Genomic DNA, 18,653 nt, shown 5'->3' with positions numbered 1-18,653 from the left:
GCGGGGTCGTTGCCGTAGCCGCCCTGGTAGAGGGTGACCTTGCCGTCGTCCCAGACGACGATCAGGTCCATGTGACGGGTGCCGCCCGCGGAGTCACCGGCGTAGTAGCCGGCCGTGATCTGCACGGCGTGCTTCCACGGCGCGGCCGCGAAGACGGGGGCGTAGGCGACCTGCTGGACCCAGGAGGCGAGGTCGTCGACCCGCGCGGCCACCGCCCCCGTGCGGGTCTCCGCCGGATCGGCGCCCAGGCAACCGCCCTGCCAGGACAGACTGCTGACACCCACGATGGCTCCGGTGGCGCTCAGCACCCCACCGCCGGTGTCGCCCTTGCAGACCGCCGCGCCGTCGGATTTGCCGGCCAGGTCGAGGGTGGTGGCGGCGGTGTCCTGGACGGTGAACGCGGCCGCGTGGACCTGGTCGGGCACCCACTCCTCGTGCGTCCGCCCGAACCCGGCGGCCTGGACCTCGTCCCCGGCCACGGGCGCGGCCCCGGCCACCGGGATCGGGGTGATACCGCTGACGGGCTTGGCCAGTTGGGCCATCACCACGTCACGGTCCGTGCGCGGCACCAGGCTCACCACCTGCTGGGCGCCACCGCCGATGGTGGCGGTCGTCCTCAGCTTCGGCGCACCCGAGGCGAGCGTGCCGCCCGGGGTGTCGGTGAAGCAGCTCGCGGCGGTCAGCAGCCACTGCGCGGCCACCAGGGTGGCCGAACAGCCGCGCTCGCCGCCGACATCGAGGCGGGCGGTGGCGGCCGAGACCGTGGCAGAAGCGGTGGTGCCGGATACGGCGGTGGCGGGAGCGGCCGTCAGAGCGGCGGCGGCCAGGGAGGTGGCGGCGATCAGGCCGCCGGTCCACGCGGCGCGCGGACGAAACCCAGACATGAAGAATTCCTTGCTGTCGTGCGAGAAAGGGCGGGAGAGGCAGCGGAAGGCGGGGCCGGTCAGCCGGTGACCCGCAGTTCCAGCAGCACGCTCGGTGCCCCGCCCGCCGCGCCCTCGCCCACGCTCTGATAGCCGTTCTTGTCCACGGTCACCGTCTTCACCGGCGCCGAAGGATCCGCCTGCGGCCGCAGATCCGCGCTGATCGGGTGGTCGGCGGTCTCCAGCGCGAACACCCGCGCCACTTCCAGGGTGAGATACCCGGACTTCGCATTCGCCTTGAAGCAGTACGCGCCCTGGGGATTGCCGCTCTGCCCCTGCACGGTGAGGACCTTGATCTGCTGGGCGGAGTCGTCGCACTTGGCGAGGGTGATGTGCCCGTCGCCCTTGATCAGCTTGATGCCCTGGTCCCGCTGGATCTGATCCGCGTTCGGATACGCGTAGTCCTCCACCGCGGACGGCGGTGTGGCCCCGGCAGTTCCCCCTGTCGGCTGCGGGTCGGCGGACGCGAGCATCGGCGTGCCCACGATCGCCAGAAAGACAGCAACCCCCGCGACGGGGAGCATCCTGCGCATACGAGGAGTCACCCGAATTCCTTTCCAGGCACGGGTGACGGCATGACGAAGTAACATCTGCAGCCCCCCGTGCACACAGACGTAAAGCAAAAATAAGTGGTCGAGCCAGACCCTAAAGCAGCGTCAGATCGAAAACAACATGACCACCATCACAGGGAATTCACGGAACCTGCACAGTTGATTGGCGCTCAGGCGCCCCTCTCCCCCGGACAGCCCTACATGCGGTTCACCATGGTTTCACTATGAATGAGTTTAGCGAAGTCTTACTCAACACCAGGGTGGCGAAAAGGGCAGTCAAAAGTGCGAGAGGGTTGCCGCACGGACGTACTGCGGATCACCGTCGGGGCGACGGCGACCCAGTCCCACGACGAACGACACGGCCGGGCGCCAGCCCTTCGGCGGCGTGCGGGGCGAACGCGTCGGCCCAGCCTCGCCCCAGCCGTAGGGAGCCAGCGCGCGCTCACCCACCCGTGCAGGACGCCCCGTTGAGCGTGAAACCGTACGGCGTGCGGTTTCTGCCCTGCCAGGTGCCGATGAACCCCAGGGACAGCGTGCCGTGCGTGGCGACGGTCTTGTTGTAGTCGGCGGCGGTGGCGGTGACCCGGGCGCCGCTCTGGTGGACGGTGGCGTCCCACATCTGGCCCACCTGCTGCCCGTCGCGGAAGGCCCAGGACAGGGTCCAGCCGTCGAGGGGCCGGTCGGTGGTGACGGTGACGGCGGCCTGGAAGCCGTTGGACCACTGGTCGACGAGGTCGTAGGCGACCCGGCAGCCGGCCGTGGGGGCGCTGGAGCGGGCGGGGCCGGGGTGGTGCGCGGCCGAGGAGGTGCTGCCCTGGGGTTCGGGGTCGGGCTGCCGGTGGCCGGAGCCGGATGTGGCCCGCGTGGCGGAGGGGGTGGGGGCGGGTGCCGTCGGCGAGCCGGACGGGGTGCCGGTCCGGGAGACGCTGGGCTCGGCGGCGACCGGCTGCCGGTCGTCGCGGGCGGCGGCGCCGTCGTCGCCGGAGCCGCCGAACGGCATCATCGACACGCCGAGCGCCAGCGCGGAGAGCAGCACCGCGGCGGCGAGCAGGCCGCCGCGCAACGCACGGCTGCGGCCGGTGCCCTCCTGCGGATCACCGGCGGCGGGGTCGGCGGGGCGGCCCGCGCCGAGGCGGACCTCGGCGGCGCGGCGGCGGCGTTCCAGGTAGGCGAGGCCGCCCCAGCCGATGACCCCGCCGGCCAGCGCTGCGGGCAGCCCGCCGCCGTGCAGCCGCAGGCACGCGGCGGCCTCGGCGCACCGCACGCAGGTCGCGAGGTGCCGGGAGAGGTCTTCGGGGGTGTCGGCGGCCGGGGAGCGGGTGACCGCGTCCAGCAGACGGGCGTAGGAGCGGCACCGCGCGTCCATCGGGGTGTCGAGATGGGCGCGGTGGCAGCGGTCCCGGAACAGGGTGCGGACCTGGTCGAGTTCGTCGGCGACCGTGGCCGGGTCCAGGCCGAGCCGACGGGCGACGGTGGGCAGGGGCAGCGCCTCCACCTCGGCCAGCCACAGCAGCGACGCGTCGGCCTCCTGCATGTCCCTGAGGCCGCGCAGCGCGACCGGCCGCTCCAGCGGTGGTCCCGTATAGCGTGCGGCGCTGCCGGAGTTGAGCCACAGCCTGAGGTTGGGGTCGAGTTTGTGGCCCTGCCCGTCGGCCTCCCAGGCGGCGGCGGTGTCGCGCACGGCCGTGAGCAGCCCCGGGATCGTGGGCAGCCGGGCGGTGCGGCGGCCCGCGCCGCGCACATGGGTGCTCGCGGCGGCGCGGATCTCGCGCATGCCGAGCGCGAAGGCCTCGGTCGCCAGTTGATGGGCCGTCAGGGACCCGGAGGTGCACAGGTCCGCGTGACTGAGCACCGCGTCCCAGCCCTCCGAGAACAGCGCGGACTCGGTGGCGTCCTTGGGGGTCGGCAGGTCGGGCATGGGACTCCTGCATCCACGAGCGAGGTCAACTCACCACAGACGGAAGGGAGTTGCGGGGAACCTCGCGGCAGGGCACAGAGCCTTTCACGTCCTGGACACAACTGACAAGCGGCCTGTTCACATCCGGTTACCGATGGTGGCGGGACGGATGCGTGACGCGACGAGCCCACGACTCCGGCCTGAAGTACGGATGCGTACTCCGTCGCGCTCAACGCGGGACGGGCCCGGTGCGCGGGATCACATCTCGGCCGGCGTCTCCGCCTCGGCGGGTTCGACCGCGGGCAGGCTGTCCATGAAGGAGCTGACGGAGAAGACGGCGCGGCCGGGTCCGGGCGGGCCGTAGCCGGGCGGGGAGGAGAGCCCGAAGTCCTCCATCGTCTGCCGGTAGGCCTGGAGCAGCCTGATGTGGTACTCCAGTGGCGCGCCCTGGGGGTTGGCCTTGCCGAGCGGAGTGGTGGGCTCCGGGCACCAGGTGGTGAAGCGGGGCGTGATGCCGTGCGACATGAAGAAGCGCAGGCCCTCGGTGGTCGACGCGATCGCCTCGTCCACCGTCGTGAACCCGAACGGCTCGGCCATCTCCACGCCCGCCACGAAGTTCGGGATCACATTGCGCGCGCCGAAGACCTCGGCGGAGTCCAGGATGCGCTTGTGCCACTCGTCGCGGCCGACGTACCGCTCCTTGCCGGGGCAGTACAGCTCGAACAGCCGGCGGTCCCACACCTCGAAGTTGGGGTGGTAGATCTGCACGCCGTAGTCCTTGAACCGCTGCACGTCCGCCTTGGGCAGCGCCTGGGCGACGACCTTGCCGATCCAGCGGCCCGGGAAGCGCTCCTCGATGGCCTTGGCGTAGTGGCCGTAGAAGTCGGCCTCGTCGCGCCCGGCAACCGTTTTCGTAATGGCGCCGCCGGTCAGTGTGTAGGCGGTGGAGGCCTTCTGGGTGTCGTACCGGTCGATGATCTCCAGGGCCTCCAGGACCTCCTCGACGTCCTTGACGCCGGTGTACGGCCGGCCCGCCGCCTTGTGCTGGCGCCAGTTGTGGTTGATGTCGCAGTACTGGCACTCCTCCTTGGCGCCGAAGTACTGGCAGACCCGGAAAACGGTGAGATAGATCAGGTAACCCCACTGGATGGTCGGGGCCACCTCCATCACGGACTTCCCGTTGGAGAGGGTGTGCCGGTAGTACTCCGGCATGGGCGGCACGCCGACGTCCGCGATCCGCTTCCCGTCGAGGTAGAGCCCGAGCAGCCCCTCCTCGTCGGCCGCCACCCGGTACGGCGAGGCCGGGTTCACCCGTACGGAGACGACGGTACGACGCAGGTCGTACGGGCCGCCGGTGAGGATGATCTCCTCCGGCGGGCGCCGCAGCGCCGCCTCGCCGAGTTCGGGCAGGGTGCCGTGGTCGAAGGAGAAGATGAAGTACGACTTCGGCTTGACCTCGCCGTTCTCGTTGTCGCTGAGGGCGGACGGGTCGAAGGCGACGCCGCCGCGGAGCAGGTCCTCCTTGAAGACGGCTTCCCGTGGCACGTGCGGGAACCGCTCCATCAGATCCTCGACCAGCGCGGTACGACTGCCCATCCGTCTGTCTCCTCCCGGTTCAGGCGTACGTCTCACACCGTATGCCCCCGCCCGCGGCTCAGCCGTGCCGGGTCCCCGCCCGGCGCGCGATGTGGTCCGGTACGGCGGCCCGGGCCGGCAGCGCCGGGTCGGGCTCCGGAGTGCCCCAGACCGTGGTCAGCGGCAGGACCCCGGCCCACAGGCCGAGCGCCGCGTCGGGGCCGTCGCCGTCGTCCGGGGCGCCGGTGCGGATCTTGACGGAGGCCTCTTCGAGGGAGAGGGCGAGGAGGGTGGTGGCGGCCAGTTCCCTGCGGCTGGGGCGGCGGGCGTACGACCACTGGCCCGGCGCGGAGTGCTCGGTGAGCCGGCGCAGACCTTCCAGCTTCTCCTCGGGGTCGGTGACCTTGCGGGCGGTGCCGTGGACCATGGCGCTGCGGTAGTTGACGCCGTGCTCGAAGACGGACCGGGCGAGCACGAGCCCGTCCACGTGGGTGACCGTCACACACACTGGCGTGTCACCGGCGAGGCTGCGGCTGGCCACCGAGCCGTGCAGATACAGCCACCGCTCGTCCCGCCCGTACACCGTGGGCACGACGACGGGCCGCCCCTCGACCAGCACCCCGAGGTGACAGACGAAGGCGGCGTCGAGGATCGCCTCCAGCTCCACCCGGTCCCGGCTGCCCTGCTCGCGCAGCCGGCGGTGGCGAGTGCGGTCGGTGACGGGCAGGCGGGCGGGAAGCGGTTCCTGAGTCATGGAGCGAGAAGGTACCGATATCGCATTCATGCGAGCAATTGAATTTCGAATACGTCGATGAATGCGGTTTCGACAACGAAATCCGCAGTCGGCCTCCCTCCTGGGCCGTGCCGGATGAGAGGGTCGGGGCACACGGACTCTCCGGGAGGGACGCAACTGTGACAGGGACGGCCGAGACCGCCGGGACGGTCAGCAACTGGGCGCGCACCATCACCTATGCCGCGCGGAACGTCCACCGTCCGCGCGACCTCGACACGCTCGCGGCGCTGGTGGCGGGCAGTGCGCGGGTGCGGGTGCTGGGCAGCGGGCACTCCTTCAACCGGATCGCCGACCCCGGCGCGGACGGGGTCCTGCTGTCCACCGCGAGTCTGCCGCCGGTGATCGAGGTCGACACGGCCGCGCGCAGGGTCCGGGTCGCGGGCGGGGTCCGTTACGCCGAACTGGCCCGGACGGTCCACGCGCACGGGCTCGCCCTGGCCAACATGGCGTCCCTGCCGCACATCTCGGTGGCCGGGTCGGTGGCGACCGGCACCCATGGCTCGGGCGTCGGCAACGGGCCCCTCGCCTCGGCCGTGCGGGAGGTGGAGCTGGTCGTGGCGGACGGCTCGACGGTGACGATCGGCCGGGGGGACGAGCGGTTCGACGGTGCCGTGACCTCGCTCGGCGCGCTCGGCGTCGTCACCGCGCTCACGCTCGATCTGGAGCCGGCGTACGAGGTCGAGCAGCACGTGTTCACCGGACTGCCGCTGGAGGGGCTGGACTTCTCCGCCGTGGCCGCCGCCGGATACAGCGTGAGCCTGTTCACCGACTGGCGGGAGCCGGGCTTCCGGCAGGTGTGGGTCAAGCGGCGTACCGACCAGCCGGCGGTGGACTTCCCGTGGGCGGCGCCCGCGAAGGTGCCGCTGCACCCGGTGCCCGGCATGCCCGCGGACAACTGCACCGAGCAGCTGGGCGTGCCGGGTCCGTGGCACGAACGACTGCCGCACTTCCGGGCGGAGTTCACGCCGAGCAGCGGGGCGGAGATCCAGTCGGAGTATCTGCTGCCACGGACGGCAGCGGTGGAGGCTCTGGAGCGCATCGACGCCATCCGGTCGGCTATCGCCGGTGTCCTGCAGACCTGCGAGGTACGGACGGTCGCCGCCGACACCCAGTGGCTCAGCCCCGCCCACGCGCGGAACTCGGTGGCGCTGCACTTCACCTGGGTGCGGGACGAGGCGGCCGTACTGCCGGTGGTACGCCGGCTGGAGGAGGCGCTGGTCCGGTTCGATCCACGGCCGCACTGGGGGAAGGTGTACGAGATCCCACCGGCGGTGGTCCGTCGGCGGTATGCACGCGTCCACGATTTCCGCGACCTCGCCCGCTCCCTGGACCCGGCAGGCAAGTTCACGAACACCTTCGTACGGGATCTTCTGGACGACTGACGGCCCTCTTTCGCGACCTCGCCGCGGCGGACTTTCTCCAGCCCCTTTCCTAACTCCTTGTCGAAACTTCGTCCCGGCCCATAGCCTGGCGCCCGTGCCGGTGCCGATGTCGCCCCGGCCAGGTCCGGCTGGACCGGATGGGAGGGGCAGCCGCATTGAAGCGCACATCACGTGACATCCGCACCGCGAACCGCTACGAGGTGCTGCGCCAGATCATCGCCGAGTCTCCCACCTCCCGGCAGGAGTTGGCCGCCGCTACCGGACTGAGCCTGGCCACGGTCGCCACGCTGGTCGGCGAACTGCTCGACCTCCGCATGATCACCGAAGTGGGGTTCGAGGACTCCGCCGGCGGCCGGCCCCGGGGCCTGGTCGCCGTCAACGCGTCGGGGGGCGCGTTGATCGGCGTCGACATCGCGGAGACATACGTCCATGTCGAGCTGTTCGACCTGGCGTTGAACGTGCTGGCCCGGGCCGACGAGGACATGCGGCCCGGCGAGAGCCGCCCGGAACAGGTGGTCGGCCATGTGGCCGCGGCCGTCGGCTCGGTGGTGGCGCAGGCCGGGGTCGAGGCGGCCCGGGTGCTCGGCGTCGGGGTGAGCGTGCCGGGCCAGGTGGACCGGGACACCGGCGTCGCCGAGTACGCGCCCAACTGGGACTGGCACGACGTGCCGTTGCTCGACCTGCTCGCCGAACACATCGCGTACCCCCTGCACTTGGACAATCCGCTGCGCGCCTGCGCGGTGGCCGAGCTGTGGTTCGGAGCCGCACGGGGCCGCGGGGACGCGGTCGTGGTCAATCTGGGCACGGGGGTCGGCGCCGGTCTCGCCCTCGGCGGCGGCCTGCACCGCGGCGTGAGCAACAGCGCCGGCGAATGGGGCCACACCACGCTCGTGCTGGACGGGCGGCTGTGCCACTGCGGCAATCACGGCTGCGTCGAGACGTACGTCGGCGCGCCCGGCATCATGCAGAACCTGCGCGAACTCAGCCCGCAGTCCCCGCTGTTGCACTCCGAGGACCAGACCGCCACCGTCGACGCCCTGGCTCGCGCGGTCGCCGCGGGCGATCCGGTGGCCCTCAAGGTGGTCCGGGACACCGCCCGTTACCTGGGCGCCGGCATCTCCGACCTGATCAACCTCCTCAACCCCGAAGTGGTCGTGCTCAGCAGCTGGGTCGCCGCCCGGCTGGGCGAGCCGCTGCTCGGCGAGGTCCGCCAGGCCGTCGCCCGGCACGCGCTGCGCCGGCCGCTGGCCGCCACCGAGATCGTCCTCTCCTCGATCCCCACCGATCCGGTGTCCCTCGGCGCGGCCACGTTCGCGCTGGAGGGGGCGCTGCAGTCCGTCGGGCAGAGGTCAGCAAGAGGCAGCAACGCAAGGAGCCGTACCGCACCGCCTTCATGACGACGGAAGGGATGCACGTGTCTCACCCCCGCAAGAGATTCCTGCTGCTGACAGCCCCCGCCGCACTTGCGGTCACCGGGGCCCTCCTCAGTTCCCCGACCGCGAGTGCCGACGCCGCCGCCCCGGCCGCCGCCGAGGTCTCCCCCCACGCCGCGCAGACCATCGACAACATCGGCGCGTCGGGCGCCTGGTGGGTCAACGACCTCCAGCACTTCGACCCCGAGGTCCAGGCACGGGTCGGCCGACTCCTCTTCTCCCAGCAGGGGTTGGCCCTCAGCTCGTACCGGTACAACATCGGCGGCGGTGGTGTCGCGGTCACCACTCCGGCCCGCGCCGCCCAGGACTTCCTCGCCTCCGACGGCTCCTACGACTGGAGCAGGGACGACGGCGGCCGGACCTTCCTGAAGTACGCCGCGCGATACGGCGTGCGGGATCTGATCGCCTTCGTCAACAGCGCGCCCGCCCAGTGGACGACCAACGGCAAGAGCTGCGGCGGCCGGTTGAAGGCGGAGAACGAGAGCGACTTCGCGAAGTACATCGCCGACGTGACCGATCACTTCGCGCGGCAGGGCGTGCGGCTGGACTACATCAGCCCTTTCAACGAGCCGGACAACAGCTTCGCCGACTGCGGTCAGGAGGGCATGCCGGTGCCCGTCGACCAGCGCGACGACATCGTGCGCGCGCTGGGCGCCGAGCAGCGGGCCCGGCACCAGAAGACGGGCATCATCGCGGACGAGTCCAGCAAGACCACGCAGTTCACCAGCGAGGTCCCGCAGTGGATCACGCAGCCCGGCACCGCCCAGTACGTGTCCAAGCTGGCCCATCACACGTACAACAACCCGGACGACGGCCAGCTCGGAAACGTTTACGAAACGGCGAAGTCGGTCGGGAAGACGCCCTGGGCCACCGAGATCTGCTGCTTCGGCAAGGGCACCACGGGCTGGAACCAGGAGTACGACCCGACCATCGACAACGCCCTGCTGATGTCGCGGATCATCTACAAGGACTTCGCGGTCTCCCACGACTCGGCGTTCCAGTGGTGGGTGGCGCTCGCCAGCGGTTACGGCACCGATCCGAACACCAGGAACGACCAGGGCTGGAACGACGGCCTGATCTACTACGACCCCGACTACGCGACGAACGGCAACCAGAAGCTGTACTTCACCAAGCGGTACTACGCGCTCGGCCAGTACAGCCGGTTCGTCCGGCCGGGCGCGGTCGCGCACAACGTGACCGGCGCCCCGGACGGGGTGGAGGTGTCGTCGTACGACCGGAACGGGCAGTGGGTGGTCGTGGTGAACAACCACAACACCACCGACACCGCGCTGAACCTGCACTTCAACAGCGAGGCGCCGGTGCGGGCGACCCAGGCGGTGCGGACCTCGGCGGACGAGAACTGGGCGAAGGTCGCGAAGCCGGCCGTCAGCGGCGGAACGGTGTCCACGACCCTGGCAGCCCGCTCCGTCACGACCTACGTCCTCGACCAGAAGGGCCAGGGCAGTACGGCGCTCACCGGCTCCCTGGTCGGCAAGCAGTCCGGCAAGTGCCTGACCGCCGGCGCCTCGGGGGCCACGCTCGCCTCCTGCACGGGCGCGTCGGGCCAGTCGTGGTCGTACGACGCGAAGGGCACCCTGAAGGGCGCCAAGGGCTATCTGACAGCGAGCGGTTCGGGCCTGACCACCACCGCGGCCGCCAAGGACGACGGCTCTCAGCAGTGGCTGCTGAACAGCAACGGGCAGATCGTGAACGAGGCCTCGGGCAAGTGCCTGGACGTCAGCGGGCAGGCGACCGCCGACGGCAGCAAGGTGATTCTGTACAGCTGCAACGGCGGCGCCAACGAGGCCTGGGCCCGGGGGTAACCGCCACTCTTCCCTGACCGAGGGCCGCCGGCCACTCCCCTGCCCCGGCGGCCCTCGACAGACAAGGACGTCACCATGTCGGCACAGAGCAACAGCACCTGAGACCACCGCTCGATACTCCGGGCCGCCGCCGCACCGCTCGCTAGGAGACCGATGTCGTTGAGCAACCGCACCGTCGCCGATTACGTCGAGGACGTCTCGCCGGGCTCGGGGACGCTGCCACCCCGTGCCTGGTACGCGTCCTCGGACGCCAAGTCCCTCACCCTGAACGGCAGCTGGCGCTTCCGGCTGTCACCGACGGCCGACGCCGAGGACGACTCCTTCGCCGAGGAGGGATACGACGCCGGAGACTGGGCGGAGATCCAGGTCCCCGGCCACTGGGTCCTCCAGGGGCACGGCGCCCCGATCTACACCAACCACCTCTACCCCTTCCCCGTCGACCCGCCCCGCGTGCCGACCGAGAACCCCACCGGCGACCATCTGCGGGTCTTCGACCTGCCTCAGAACTGGCCGGACCGCACCGACGGAAGCGCGGTGCTGCGCTTCGACGGGGTGGAGTCCTGCGCCCGGGTGTGGCTGAACGGCACGGACCTCGGCGAGTTCAAGGGCTCCCGACTGCCGCACGAGTTCGCCGTAGGCCATCTGCTCAGGCCCGAGGGCAACGTCCTGGCGGTCCGGGTCCACCAGTGGTCGGCCGGCTCCTATCTGGAGGACCAGGACCAGTGGTGGCTGCCGGGCATCTTCCGTGACGTCACCCTGCTCCACCGCCCGGCCGGCGCCGCCCTCGACTTCTTCGTGCACGCCTCCTACGACCACCGGTCCGGCACCGGCACCCTGCACGTCGACTCCGACGTGGACGGCCGGGTAACCGTTTCCGGGCTCGGTATCGACATCGCGACGGGCGAGAGCGTGACCATGCCGGTCGAGCCGTGGTCGGCGGAAACACCCAGGCTGTACGAGGGGGAACTGGCCACCGAGGGCGAGCGGGTGCCGCTGCGCATCGGTTTCCGCACCGTCGAACTGTCGGACGGACTGATCAAGGTCAACGGCAGGCCGGTCCTCTTCAAGGGCGTCAACCGGCACGAGTGGCATCCGGAGAAGGGCCGCGCGCTGGACCTCGCCACCATGCGCGAGGACGTGCTGCTGATGAAACGGCACAACGTCAACGCCGTCCGTACCTCGCACTACCCGCCGCACCCGGCCTTCCTCGACCTGTGCGACGAGTACGGGCTGTGGGTGATCGACGAGTGCGACCTGGAGACCCACGGCTTCACCGAGCAGGGCTGGCGGGACAACCCCGTCGACGACGACCGCTGGACCCCGGCCCTGCTGGACCGGGCGTCCCGCATGGTCGAACGGGACAAGAACCACCCGTCGGTCGTCGTCTGGTCCCTCGGCAACGAGGCCGGCACCGGCCGCGGCCTGACCGCGATGGCCGAGTGGATCCGCGGCCGGGACTCCTCCCGGCTGGTGCACTACGAGGGCGACCACAACTGCCGTGACACGGACATGTACTCACGGATGTACGCCGGCCACGCCGAGGTCGAGCGGATCGGCCGTGGCCAGGACGGCGGCGCCCTCAAGCGACGCCGCCTCCCCTTCATCCTGTGCGAGTACGCGCACGCCATGGGCAACGGCCCCGGCGGGCTCGCGGACTACCAGCGGCTGTTCGAGTCGTACGACCGGCTGCAGGGCGCCTTCGTGTGGGAGTGGATCGACCACGGCATCGCCCATCCGGAGCTGGGCCACGCCTACGGCGGCGACTTCGGCGAGGAGCTGCACGACGGCAACTTCGTCTGCGACGGCCTGCTCTTCCCGGACCGGGAGCCGTCCCCCGGCCTGGTCGAGTTCAAGAAGGTGATCGAACCGGTGGGCATCGCCGGCGACTTCGGCGACGGCACGGTCCGGGTCAGCAACAAGCAGGACTTCGCCGATCTGTCGGCGCTGGCGTTCTCGTGGTCGTACGAGGTCGACGGGGAGACGGTGGAGTCCGGCACGCTGTCGGTGCCGGCGCTGGCGCCCGGCGAGTCCGCTGACGTCAAGCTGCCCGCGCCGCCGGCCGGGGCGCCGGCCGGCGAGGCCCTCTGGACGGTCCGGGCGGTGCTCGCGACGGACAGCGCCTGGGCGCCGAAGGGCCATGTCGTGGCCTGGGGGCAGGTGCCGGTGGCGGAGCGCCGGGTGCCCACGGTCGCGGCGACCGCCCGGCCGGTGTCGGGCGACCGGGTGATCACCCTCGGCCCCGGTACCTTCGACGCCCGCACCGGCGCCCTGACGGCCGTGGGCGACGTGTCCGTCTCCGGGCTGCGGCTGGACGTGTGGCGGGCCACCACCGACAACGACGACGGCGCCCCCTGGCAGCCCGACCTGCGCTACGGCCTGCTGTGGCGGGGGCTCGGCCTGCACCGGATGCGGCACCGGCTGGACGCGGTGGAGACCGGCGAACACACCCTGACGGTCCGTACCCGCGTGGCGCCGGCCGCACGGGAGCTGGGGCTGTCGACCATGTACCGCTGGACCTCGGACGGAGACCGGCTGCGGCTGACCGTGCGCACCACCCCCGAGGGCGACTGGACCGTCCCCCTGCCCCGGCTCGGCATCCGCTTCGGACTGTCCGCGGCCGACCGTGTGCGGTGGTACGGCGGCGGCCCCGGCGAGGCGTATCCGGACACCAGGGCGGCGTCGGCGGTCGGCCGCTGGCAGTCGACGGTGGACGGTATGCAGACGCCGTACGTCCGTCCCCAGGAGAACGGCGCCCGTATCGACGTCCGCTGGGCCGAGCTCGGCGGCCTGCGCATCGAGGGCGACCCGGCGTTCTGGCTCACCGCCCGCCGCTGGACCACGGAGCAGCTGGACGCCGCCGCGCACCGCACCGATCTCACCCCCGGTGACACGGTGTGGGTCAACCTGGACCACGGCCAGCACGGCATCGGCTCCCAGTCCTGCGGCCCGGGCCCGCTGCCCCAGTACCACCTGCGGGCCGAACCGGCGGAGTTCTCCTTCGTGTTCTCCACCGCCCCCGCCCCGGAGGCCGGCTGACCACACAACCCGGACACCCGGCCTCCTCGCCCGCGAGGAGTGCCTGTCGTGGGGCGTTCGCCCCGTCACCGGACCAGGCTCCGGGACGGGGCGTGCGCGCCGTGTGGGTGTCGTGAAGCGGGGTTCGCGGATCCGGCCCTCGCGGCCCGGCAGTTGTACGGGGGACGATCTCGATGCCGGGGCCGAGCAGGTCCGGCCAGCCGCGGAAGGCGCCCGCGCTGCCGCCGGCGTGGTGGAATTCCTGTTACGTCTAGGGTATAGCCTAGAGCGCCTAGGGAAGGGGGGCTTCCCATGGCCCGAGCTGGCCTCACCGCCGACCGTGTCGTCGCGGCCGCCGCCGAACTCGCCGACGAGGCGGGCTTCGAGAAGGTCACCCTGTCCGCGCTGGCCCGCCGCTTCGGCGTGAAGGACGCCAGCCTGTACTCGCACGTCCGGGGCCTCGCGGACCTGCGCACCCGGCTCGCGCTGCACGCGGGCGGCGAGCTGATCGACCGGATCGCGGCGGCCGTGGCGGGCCGCGCGGGCAAGGACGCGCTGGCCGCCTTCGCCGGCGCCTACCGCGACTACGCCCTGGAGCACCCCGGCCGGTACGCGGCCACCCAGATCCGCATCGACCAGTCCCTGATCGCCGGTTCCCCGGCGATGCGCCGCACCGCCGAGATCACCCACGGCATGCTGCGCGCCTACGGCCTGGAGGAGCCCGACCTGACCGACGCCGTACGCCTGCTGCGCAGCACCTTCCACGGCTACTGCGCCCTGGAGTCCGCCGGCGGCTTCGGCGCGGACCGGGACGTACGGGCCTCCTGGGACAAGGCGATCGACGCCCTGCACCTGGCCCTCACCCACTGGCCCCGGGAGAGGAACGATGACTGAACCACTGCACTACGACGTCTCGGGCCGCGGTCCGGTCTTGCTGGTCCTGCCGGGCGGGGCCGGGCATCCGATGGGGCTCGGGCCGCTGACCGAGCGGCTGGGCGCGCACTTCACCGTGGTGACGTACGACCCGCTGGGCCTCGCCCACGGCCGGCTCGGCCTGCCGGTTGCCGGGCAGCGGGTGGCGGACTGGAGCGAGGGCGCGCACCGGGTACTGGAGGCGGTGCTGCCGGAGGGCGGATCCGCGTATGTGTTCGGGACCAGCTCCGGCGGCATCACCGCCCTGGACCTGCTCGCCCGGCACCCCGGGCGGCTGGCGCACGTGGTCGCGCACGAGCCGCCGTGCGTGACGGTGCTGCCGGACGGTCAGGAGCGGCGGGCCGAGCTGATCGGGCAGCTGGACGGCCCCGGACGCCCGCCCGCGGAGGGCGAGTCGGCGACGCCGTTCGGCGTGTTCCTGGCCCGGGTGCTGCGCCCGTTCACGTCGTACGTACCGGCCTTCACCGCCGCACCGGGCACGCTCACGCTCGCCGCCGGCGCCGACTCGCGCGACGGGGTGCTGCACCGGACGGCCGTGTCGCTCGCCGGGCGGCTGGGCGGTGCGTTCACGGAGTTCCCGGGCGGGCACCTGGGCACGTTGGATCACCCGTCGGCGTTCGCGGGCCTCCTCGCCGACACGCTGCGCTCCAGTCCGCAAACCTCGGCGTAGGTGGGGGTGCTGCCGCCCGGGGCGCGTCCGGCGGCGATGTCGCTCACCGCGTCCAGGGCCGCGCCGAGCGCCCGCCGGCAGAGCAGCGAGCCGAGGCTGATTCGGCGTACGCCCAGGTCCGCGAGCTGGGCGACGCCGGGCCCGGTGGGCGAGTAGAGGATGTTGAGCGGGGCGTCGAGGTGCCGGACGAGCCCGGCGATCCGGTGGGGTCGGTCAGCGCGGGCACGAACACCCCGTCGGCACCGGCCTGTCGGTAGGCCTCCAGGCGGCGCAGGGTGTCCCTCCCGTCACCGTCGCCCAGCCAGCAGGTGTCATGGCGCGGCGGGCCGCTCACCAACCGGACTCCGGGGTCCGCCGGCGTTCGGCGTCGACTAGCGTCGTGACATGACCAGCGACACCTCCCCCAGCCTCGCCTCCGCCCTCGCCGCCGGGACGGTCGTGCTCGACGGCGGCATGTCGAACCAGCTGGAGTCGGTCGGACACGAGCTCAGCGACGAGCTGTGGTCGGCGCGGCTGCTCGCCGAACGGCCGGAAGCGGTGACGCAGGCGCATCTCGCCTACTTCCGGGCGGGCGCGGACGTGGCCATCACCGCGAGCTACCAGGCCACCTTCGAGGGTTTCGCACGGCGCGGGATCGGCCATGACGAGGCCGCGCGGCTGCTCGCGCTGAGCGTGGACCTCGCCCGAGAGGCCGCCCGGCGGGCCGGGGACGAGGGCGTCGACCGGCCGCTGTGGGTGGCCGCGTCCGTCGGGCCGTACGGCGCGATGCTCGCGGACGGCTCCGAGTACCGCGGGCGGTACGGGCTGAGCGTGGCCGAGCTGGAGCGCTTCCACCGGCCGCGGATGGAGGTGCTGGCCGCCGCCGCGCCGGACGTCCTCGCGCTGGAGACGGTGCCGGACGCCGACGAGGGCGCCGCGCTGCTCAGGGCGGTGCGCGGACTGGGGGTGCCGGCCTGGCTGTCCTACACGGTCGACGGTCGGCACACGCGGGCCGGGCAGCCGCTGGAGGAGGCCTTCGCCCTGGCCGCCGACGTGGACGAGGTGATCGCGGTCGGCGTGAACTGCTGTGCGCCGGAAGACGTGGAGCCCGCGGTCCGGATCGCGGCGCGGGTGACCGGCAAGCCGGTGGTGGTCTATCCGAACAGCGGCGAGGCCTGGGACGCCGAGGCGCGCGCCTGGACGGGGCGGACGAGCTTCGGCGCCGACCGGGTGAAGACGTGGCGGGATGCGGGGGCGAAGCTCGTCGGGGGGTGCTGCCGGGTGGGGCCGGAGGCGATCGCGTCGATCAGGCGGGCCCTGGGCACGGCCTGAACGTGACACCGGCCCCGCCTCCTTCCGGGCGCCCGCCTCCCGCGTGGGAACCGGTTTCTATGGTGTTGCCGCGGTTCCCGACGGTGCGGAGGGCTGGGCATGCCCAGGAGGAGCGAGGCCGCCGGGCGGAGCACGATCCGGGATGTCGCGGCGCGGGCCGGGGTGTCCGCGTCGACGGTGTCCCGGGTGCTGGGCGGGGTGTGTCCGGTGAGCTCGACGACCCGGACCCGGGTGATGCGGGCCGTGCGCGAGATGGACCACGTGGCCGACGCGCGCGCCAAGGCCGTCGCCGGGGTCGGCACGCCGACCCCGGCGTTCGTGCTGGAGGACATCACGGGGCCGTCGTTCGCGCACATGGCACGGGGGGTGGAGCGCGAGGCCGCGCGGCTCGGGCATCTGTGCCTGGTCTGCAGCACGGACGGTGGCCTGCGGCAGGAACTGGACTTCATCGAGACGATGCGCGCCCAGCGGGCGGCGGCGGTGATCCTGGTCGGCGGTGCGGCGGACACGCCCGAGTACCGGGAGCGCACACGTCGTATCGCCGGTGCCCTGACCAGACACGACCGACAACAGACGGCCGACAACCGCCGATCGGCGCCTGACAACCGGCCACGGTGGACGATCAGCTCGTCGCACCCCGCGTCGGTCGGCCGGCGACGACCGGCCGTCGCCCGTCGGCCATCACCGCCGCCGGGCCCCCACCGACCGCCGCAGGCGCCGTACCGCCCCCGCCAGCTCCGCTCCCGGGGCCCGGATGTCCGAGGCGGGGCCGGGTTCCGGGACGGTGGGGGCGGCCGACCAGAGGGCGATTTCCGCGTCCCGCGGACCGTGTGCGGTATACGGTTCGCCGTCGCCGAAGATCCGCACCGGATGGGACGCGTCCCAGGCCTGCCAGCCGGGGTCCCCGCTCGTCGCGAAGCGTACCCAGGCCGCGTGCATCGCCTCGGCCAGCTCCCGCGGGGCGCCCTCGCCCGCGAGTTTCTTCGACTCGGGCAGGTCACCGGAGTCGAAGACGAACCCCAGTTCCAGGGCGTGGCAGGCGCCGAGCTCGGGGACGTTGGACGGCCAGGCGAACTCGTACGCGTAGGAAGCGCCGGGGCGGGCGTCGGCGAGGCGGTGCAGCGGGAGGCGCAGCAGGTGGTCGGTGACCATCTGGCCGACGACCTCGGCGGCGCCGGCGTCGGGGCGCAGGGCCCGGTAGCCGCGGGGCACCTCGTGGCCGGCGCGGCAGCGGGCCATGGCTCCGGCGAGGGCGACGGGCCCGAGCCGGTCGACGCGTTCCAGCAGGCCGCCGGGCACGAGCCAGAGCCGGTACTCGTCCCGGGTCCAGCCCATGAGCAGCTCGACGCCCTGGGCCGCGTCGCCGTCGATCAGGGCCTGGAGGGGGTCGCGGGGCACGAGGTCGCCGTCCACGACGATGCCGAACGCGGGTCCGCCCAGGACCGGGCTGCTGAGCCGCCCGACCTCGGCCTGGGTGCGCAGCAGCAGGTCGCGGTCGACGGCGGCGAAGGCCTCGGCGGTGGCGGGGATCTTCAGCCGGGTGGCCATGCGGCGCACCATGCGCCGTACCTTGTCGCGTTCGGACGCCTCCGGTGGCCCGCTCTGCAGCACCGCGCGCCGGATCAGGCCCCGGCTCGCGGGTGCGGCGAGCAGGGCACCCGCACTGATGGCGCCGGCCGACTGACCGCACAGGGTGACCTGGTCCGGGTCGCCGCCGAAGGCGCCGATCGCGTCGTGCACCCAGCGCAGGGCGGCGAGCTGGTCGCGCAGGCCGGGGTTGGGCGGTGCGTCGGGGAAGAGCCCGTAGCCCTCGACGCCGAGCCGGTAGTTGACGGAGACACAGATGACGCCGTCCCGGGCGAAGGTGGCGCCGTCATAGACGGGCACGGCGGAGGATCCCCTGGTCAGGGCGCCGCCGTGGAGCCAGACCAGGACCGGTAGGCGGGCGCCGGGGTCCGGCTGCGGGGTCCATACGTTGAGGTTGAGGCAGTCGTCGCCGGGGATCTCCAGGTCGGACAGGTACTGGGCGAACGCCTCGGAGTACGGCGGTTTCGGCGCGGTGGGACCGAAGGCGCCGGCGTCGCGCACCCCGTCCCAGGGCTCGGGCGGCTCGGGCGGACGGAACCGCCGGGGGCCGAAGGGCGGGGCGGCGTACGGGATGCCCCGGAACACCGCGACACCCTGCTCGTACCGGCCGCGTACGGCCCCGTACGGCGTTCTGACCACGGGGTTCGCCTGGTCCGCCGTCATCGCCCACCAGCCCTTCGCCGCGCGCTCGTGCACCGTGCACCATCAGAGCATCACAAGAGCGCCCGGTATTCCGGCGCACGGGCGCGCGGGAGGGCCG

13 protein-coding genes and 2 pseudogenes are annotated in these 18,653 nt (G+C 72.4%); 8 read left to right on the top strand and 7 right to left on the bottom strand.

The window, feature by feature from the left end; all coding sequences use genetic code 11:
- The 5 genes from ACZ5NH_RS27020 to ACZ5NH_RS27000 form a co-directional block, all read right to left on the bottom strand.
- On the bottom strand, positions 1–884 hold an 884-nt coding region (locus tag ACZ5NH_RS27020; protein WP_468778770.1), incomplete at its 3' end, for a S1 family peptidase.
- 59 nt (positions 885–943) lie between these two features.
- Positions 944–1,468: a hypothetical protein gene (locus ACZ5NH_RS27015; protein WP_468778769.1), complete on the bottom strand. Its 525-nt coding sequence runs from the start codon at positions 1,466–1,468 to the stop codon at positions 944–946.
- A 448-nt stretch (positions 1,469–1,916) separates the two neighbouring features.
- Positions 1,917–3,392, bottom strand: a complete 1,476-nt coding sequence (locus ACZ5NH_RS27010) for a cellulose binding domain-containing protein (RefSeq protein WP_468778767.1) — start codon at positions 3,390–3,392, stop codon at positions 1,917–1,919.
- Between the two features lie 237 nt (positions 3,393–3,629).
- A complete protein-coding gene (locus ACZ5NH_RS27005) occupies positions 3,630–4,967 on the bottom strand; it encodes a radical SAM protein (RefSeq protein WP_468778765.1) in 1,338 nt (445 codons plus the stop codon).
- A gap of 58 nt (positions 4,968–5,025) precedes the next feature.
- A complete protein-coding gene (locus ACZ5NH_RS27000) occupies positions 5,026–5,700 on the bottom strand; it encodes a pyridoxamine 5'-phosphate oxidase family protein (protein WP_468778763.1) in 675 nt (224 codons plus the stop codon).
- 158 nt (positions 5,701–5,858) lie between these two features.
- Between ACZ5NH_RS27000 and ACZ5NH_RS26995 the strand changes: the two genes are divergently transcribed.
- The 6 genes from ACZ5NH_RS26995 to ACZ5NH_RS26970 all read left to right on the top strand — a co-directional run bounded on the left by ACZ5NH_RS26995 (position 5,859) and on the right by ACZ5NH_RS26970 (position 14,995).
- The gene (locus ACZ5NH_RS26995; protein WP_468778761.1) at positions 5,859–7,121 is read left to right on the top strand and encodes an FAD-binding protein; all 1,263 of its coding nucleotides are present in this window, start codon (positions 5,859–5,861) and stop codon (positions 7,119–7,121) included.
- A 155-nt stretch (positions 7,122–7,276) separates the two neighbouring features.
- A complete protein-coding gene (locus tag ACZ5NH_RS26990) occupies positions 7,277–8,518 on the top strand; it encodes an ROK family transcriptional regulator (RefSeq protein ID WP_468778759.1) in 1,242 nt (413 codons plus the stop codon).
- Positions 8,519–8,529: 11 nt separating this feature from the next.
- The gene (locus tag ACZ5NH_RS26985; RefSeq protein ID WP_468778757.1) at positions 8,530–10,377 is read left to right on the top strand and encodes a glycoside hydrolase; all 1,848 of its coding nucleotides are present in this window, start codon (positions 8,530–8,532) and stop codon (positions 10,375–10,377) included.
- Between the two features lie 159 nt (positions 10,378–10,536).
- The gene (locus ACZ5NH_RS26980; protein WP_468778755.1) at positions 10,537–13,413 is read left to right on the top strand and encodes a glycoside hydrolase family 2 TIM barrel-domain containing protein; all 2,877 of its coding nucleotides are present in this window, start codon (positions 10,537–10,539) and stop codon (positions 13,411–13,413) included.
- Between the two features lie 291 nt (positions 13,414–13,704).
- Positions 13,705–14,286: a TetR/AcrR family transcriptional regulator gene (locus ACZ5NH_RS26975; RefSeq protein WP_468778753.1), complete on the top strand. Its 582-nt coding sequence runs from the start codon at positions 13,705–13,707 to the stop codon at positions 14,284–14,286.
- The gene (locus ACZ5NH_RS26970) at positions 14,279–14,995 is read left to right on the top strand and encodes an alpha/beta fold hydrolase (protein ID WP_468778751.1); all 717 of its coding nucleotides are present in this window, start codon (positions 14,279–14,281) and stop codon (positions 14,993–14,995) included. Before ACZ5NH_RS26975 ends, ACZ5NH_RS26970 begins: the two co-directional genes overlap by 8 nt.
- Here ACZ5NH_RS26970 and ACZ5NH_RS26965 read toward each other — a convergent pair.
- Positions 14,929–15,314, bottom strand: a pseudogene (locus ACZ5NH_RS26965) (isocitrate lyase/phosphoenolpyruvate mutase family protein); the annotation flags it as partial. The gene ACZ5NH_RS26970 and the pseudogene ACZ5NH_RS26965 overlap by 67 nt on opposite strands.
- Positions 15,315–15,379: 65 nt before the next feature.
- On the opposite strand from ACZ5NH_RS26965, the gene mmuM reads away from it, so the two are divergent.
- A complete protein-coding gene (mmuM, locus tag ACZ5NH_RS26960; RefSeq protein ID WP_468778749.1) occupies positions 15,380–16,306 on the top strand; it encodes a homocysteine S-methyltransferase in 927 nt (308 codons plus the stop codon).
- Positions 16,307–16,405: 99 nt separating this feature from the next.
- Positions 16,406–16,555, top strand: a pseudogene (locus ACZ5NH_RS26955) (LacI family DNA-binding transcriptional regulator); the annotation flags it as partial.
- A 432-nt stretch (positions 16,556–16,987) separates the two neighbouring features.
- On the opposite strand, the gene ACZ5NH_RS26950 reads toward ACZ5NH_RS26955, so the two are convergent.
- A complete protein-coding gene (locus tag ACZ5NH_RS26950) occupies positions 16,988–18,556 on the bottom strand; it encodes a carboxylesterase/lipase family protein (RefSeq protein WP_468778779.1) in 1,569 nt (522 codons plus the stop codon).
- Positions 18,557–18,653 lie beyond the last annotated feature (97 nt).

The organism is Streptomyces sp. NPDC031426 (assembly GCF_055581585.1).
This window is presented reverse-complemented; position numbering and strand designations above follow the sequence as displayed.

What these genes read in the sequence shown, in the direction of transcription:
- ACZ5NH_RS27010 (WP_468778767.1), bottom strand. Translation starts at nt 3,392, where the DNA reads ATGCCCGACCTGCCGACCCCCAAGGACGCCACCGAGTCCGCGCTGTTC.
- ACZ5NH_RS27005 (WP_468778765.1), bottom strand. Translation starts at nt 4,967, where the DNA reads ATGGGCAGTCGTACCGCGCTGGTCGAGGATCTGATGGAGCGGTTCCCG.
- ACZ5NH_RS26970 (WP_468778751.1), top strand. Translation starts at nt 14,279, where the DNA reads ATGACTGAACCACTGCACTACGACGTCTCGGGCCGCGGTCCGGTCTTG.
- ACZ5NH_RS26950 (WP_468778779.1), bottom strand. Translation starts at nt 18,556, where the DNA reads ATGACGGCGGACCAGGCGAACCCCGTGGTCAGAACGCCGTACGGGGCC.
- ACZ5NH_RS27000 (WP_468778763.1), bottom strand. Translation starts at nt 5,700, where the DNA reads ATGACTCAGGAACCGCTTCCCGCCCGCCTGCCCGTCACCGACCGCACT.
- mmuM (WP_468778749.1), top strand. Translation starts at nt 15,380, where the DNA reads ATGACCAGCGACACCTCCCCCAGCCTCGCCTCCGCCCTCGCCGCCGGG.
- ACZ5NH_RS26975 (WP_468778753.1), top strand. Translation starts at nt 13,705, where the DNA reads ATGGCCCGAGCTGGCCTCACCGCCGACCGTGTCGTCGCGGCCGCCGCC.
- ACZ5NH_RS26985 (WP_468778757.1), top strand. Translation starts at nt 8,530, where the DNA reads ATGCACGTGTCTCACCCCCGCAAGAGATTCCTGCTGCTGACAGCCCCC.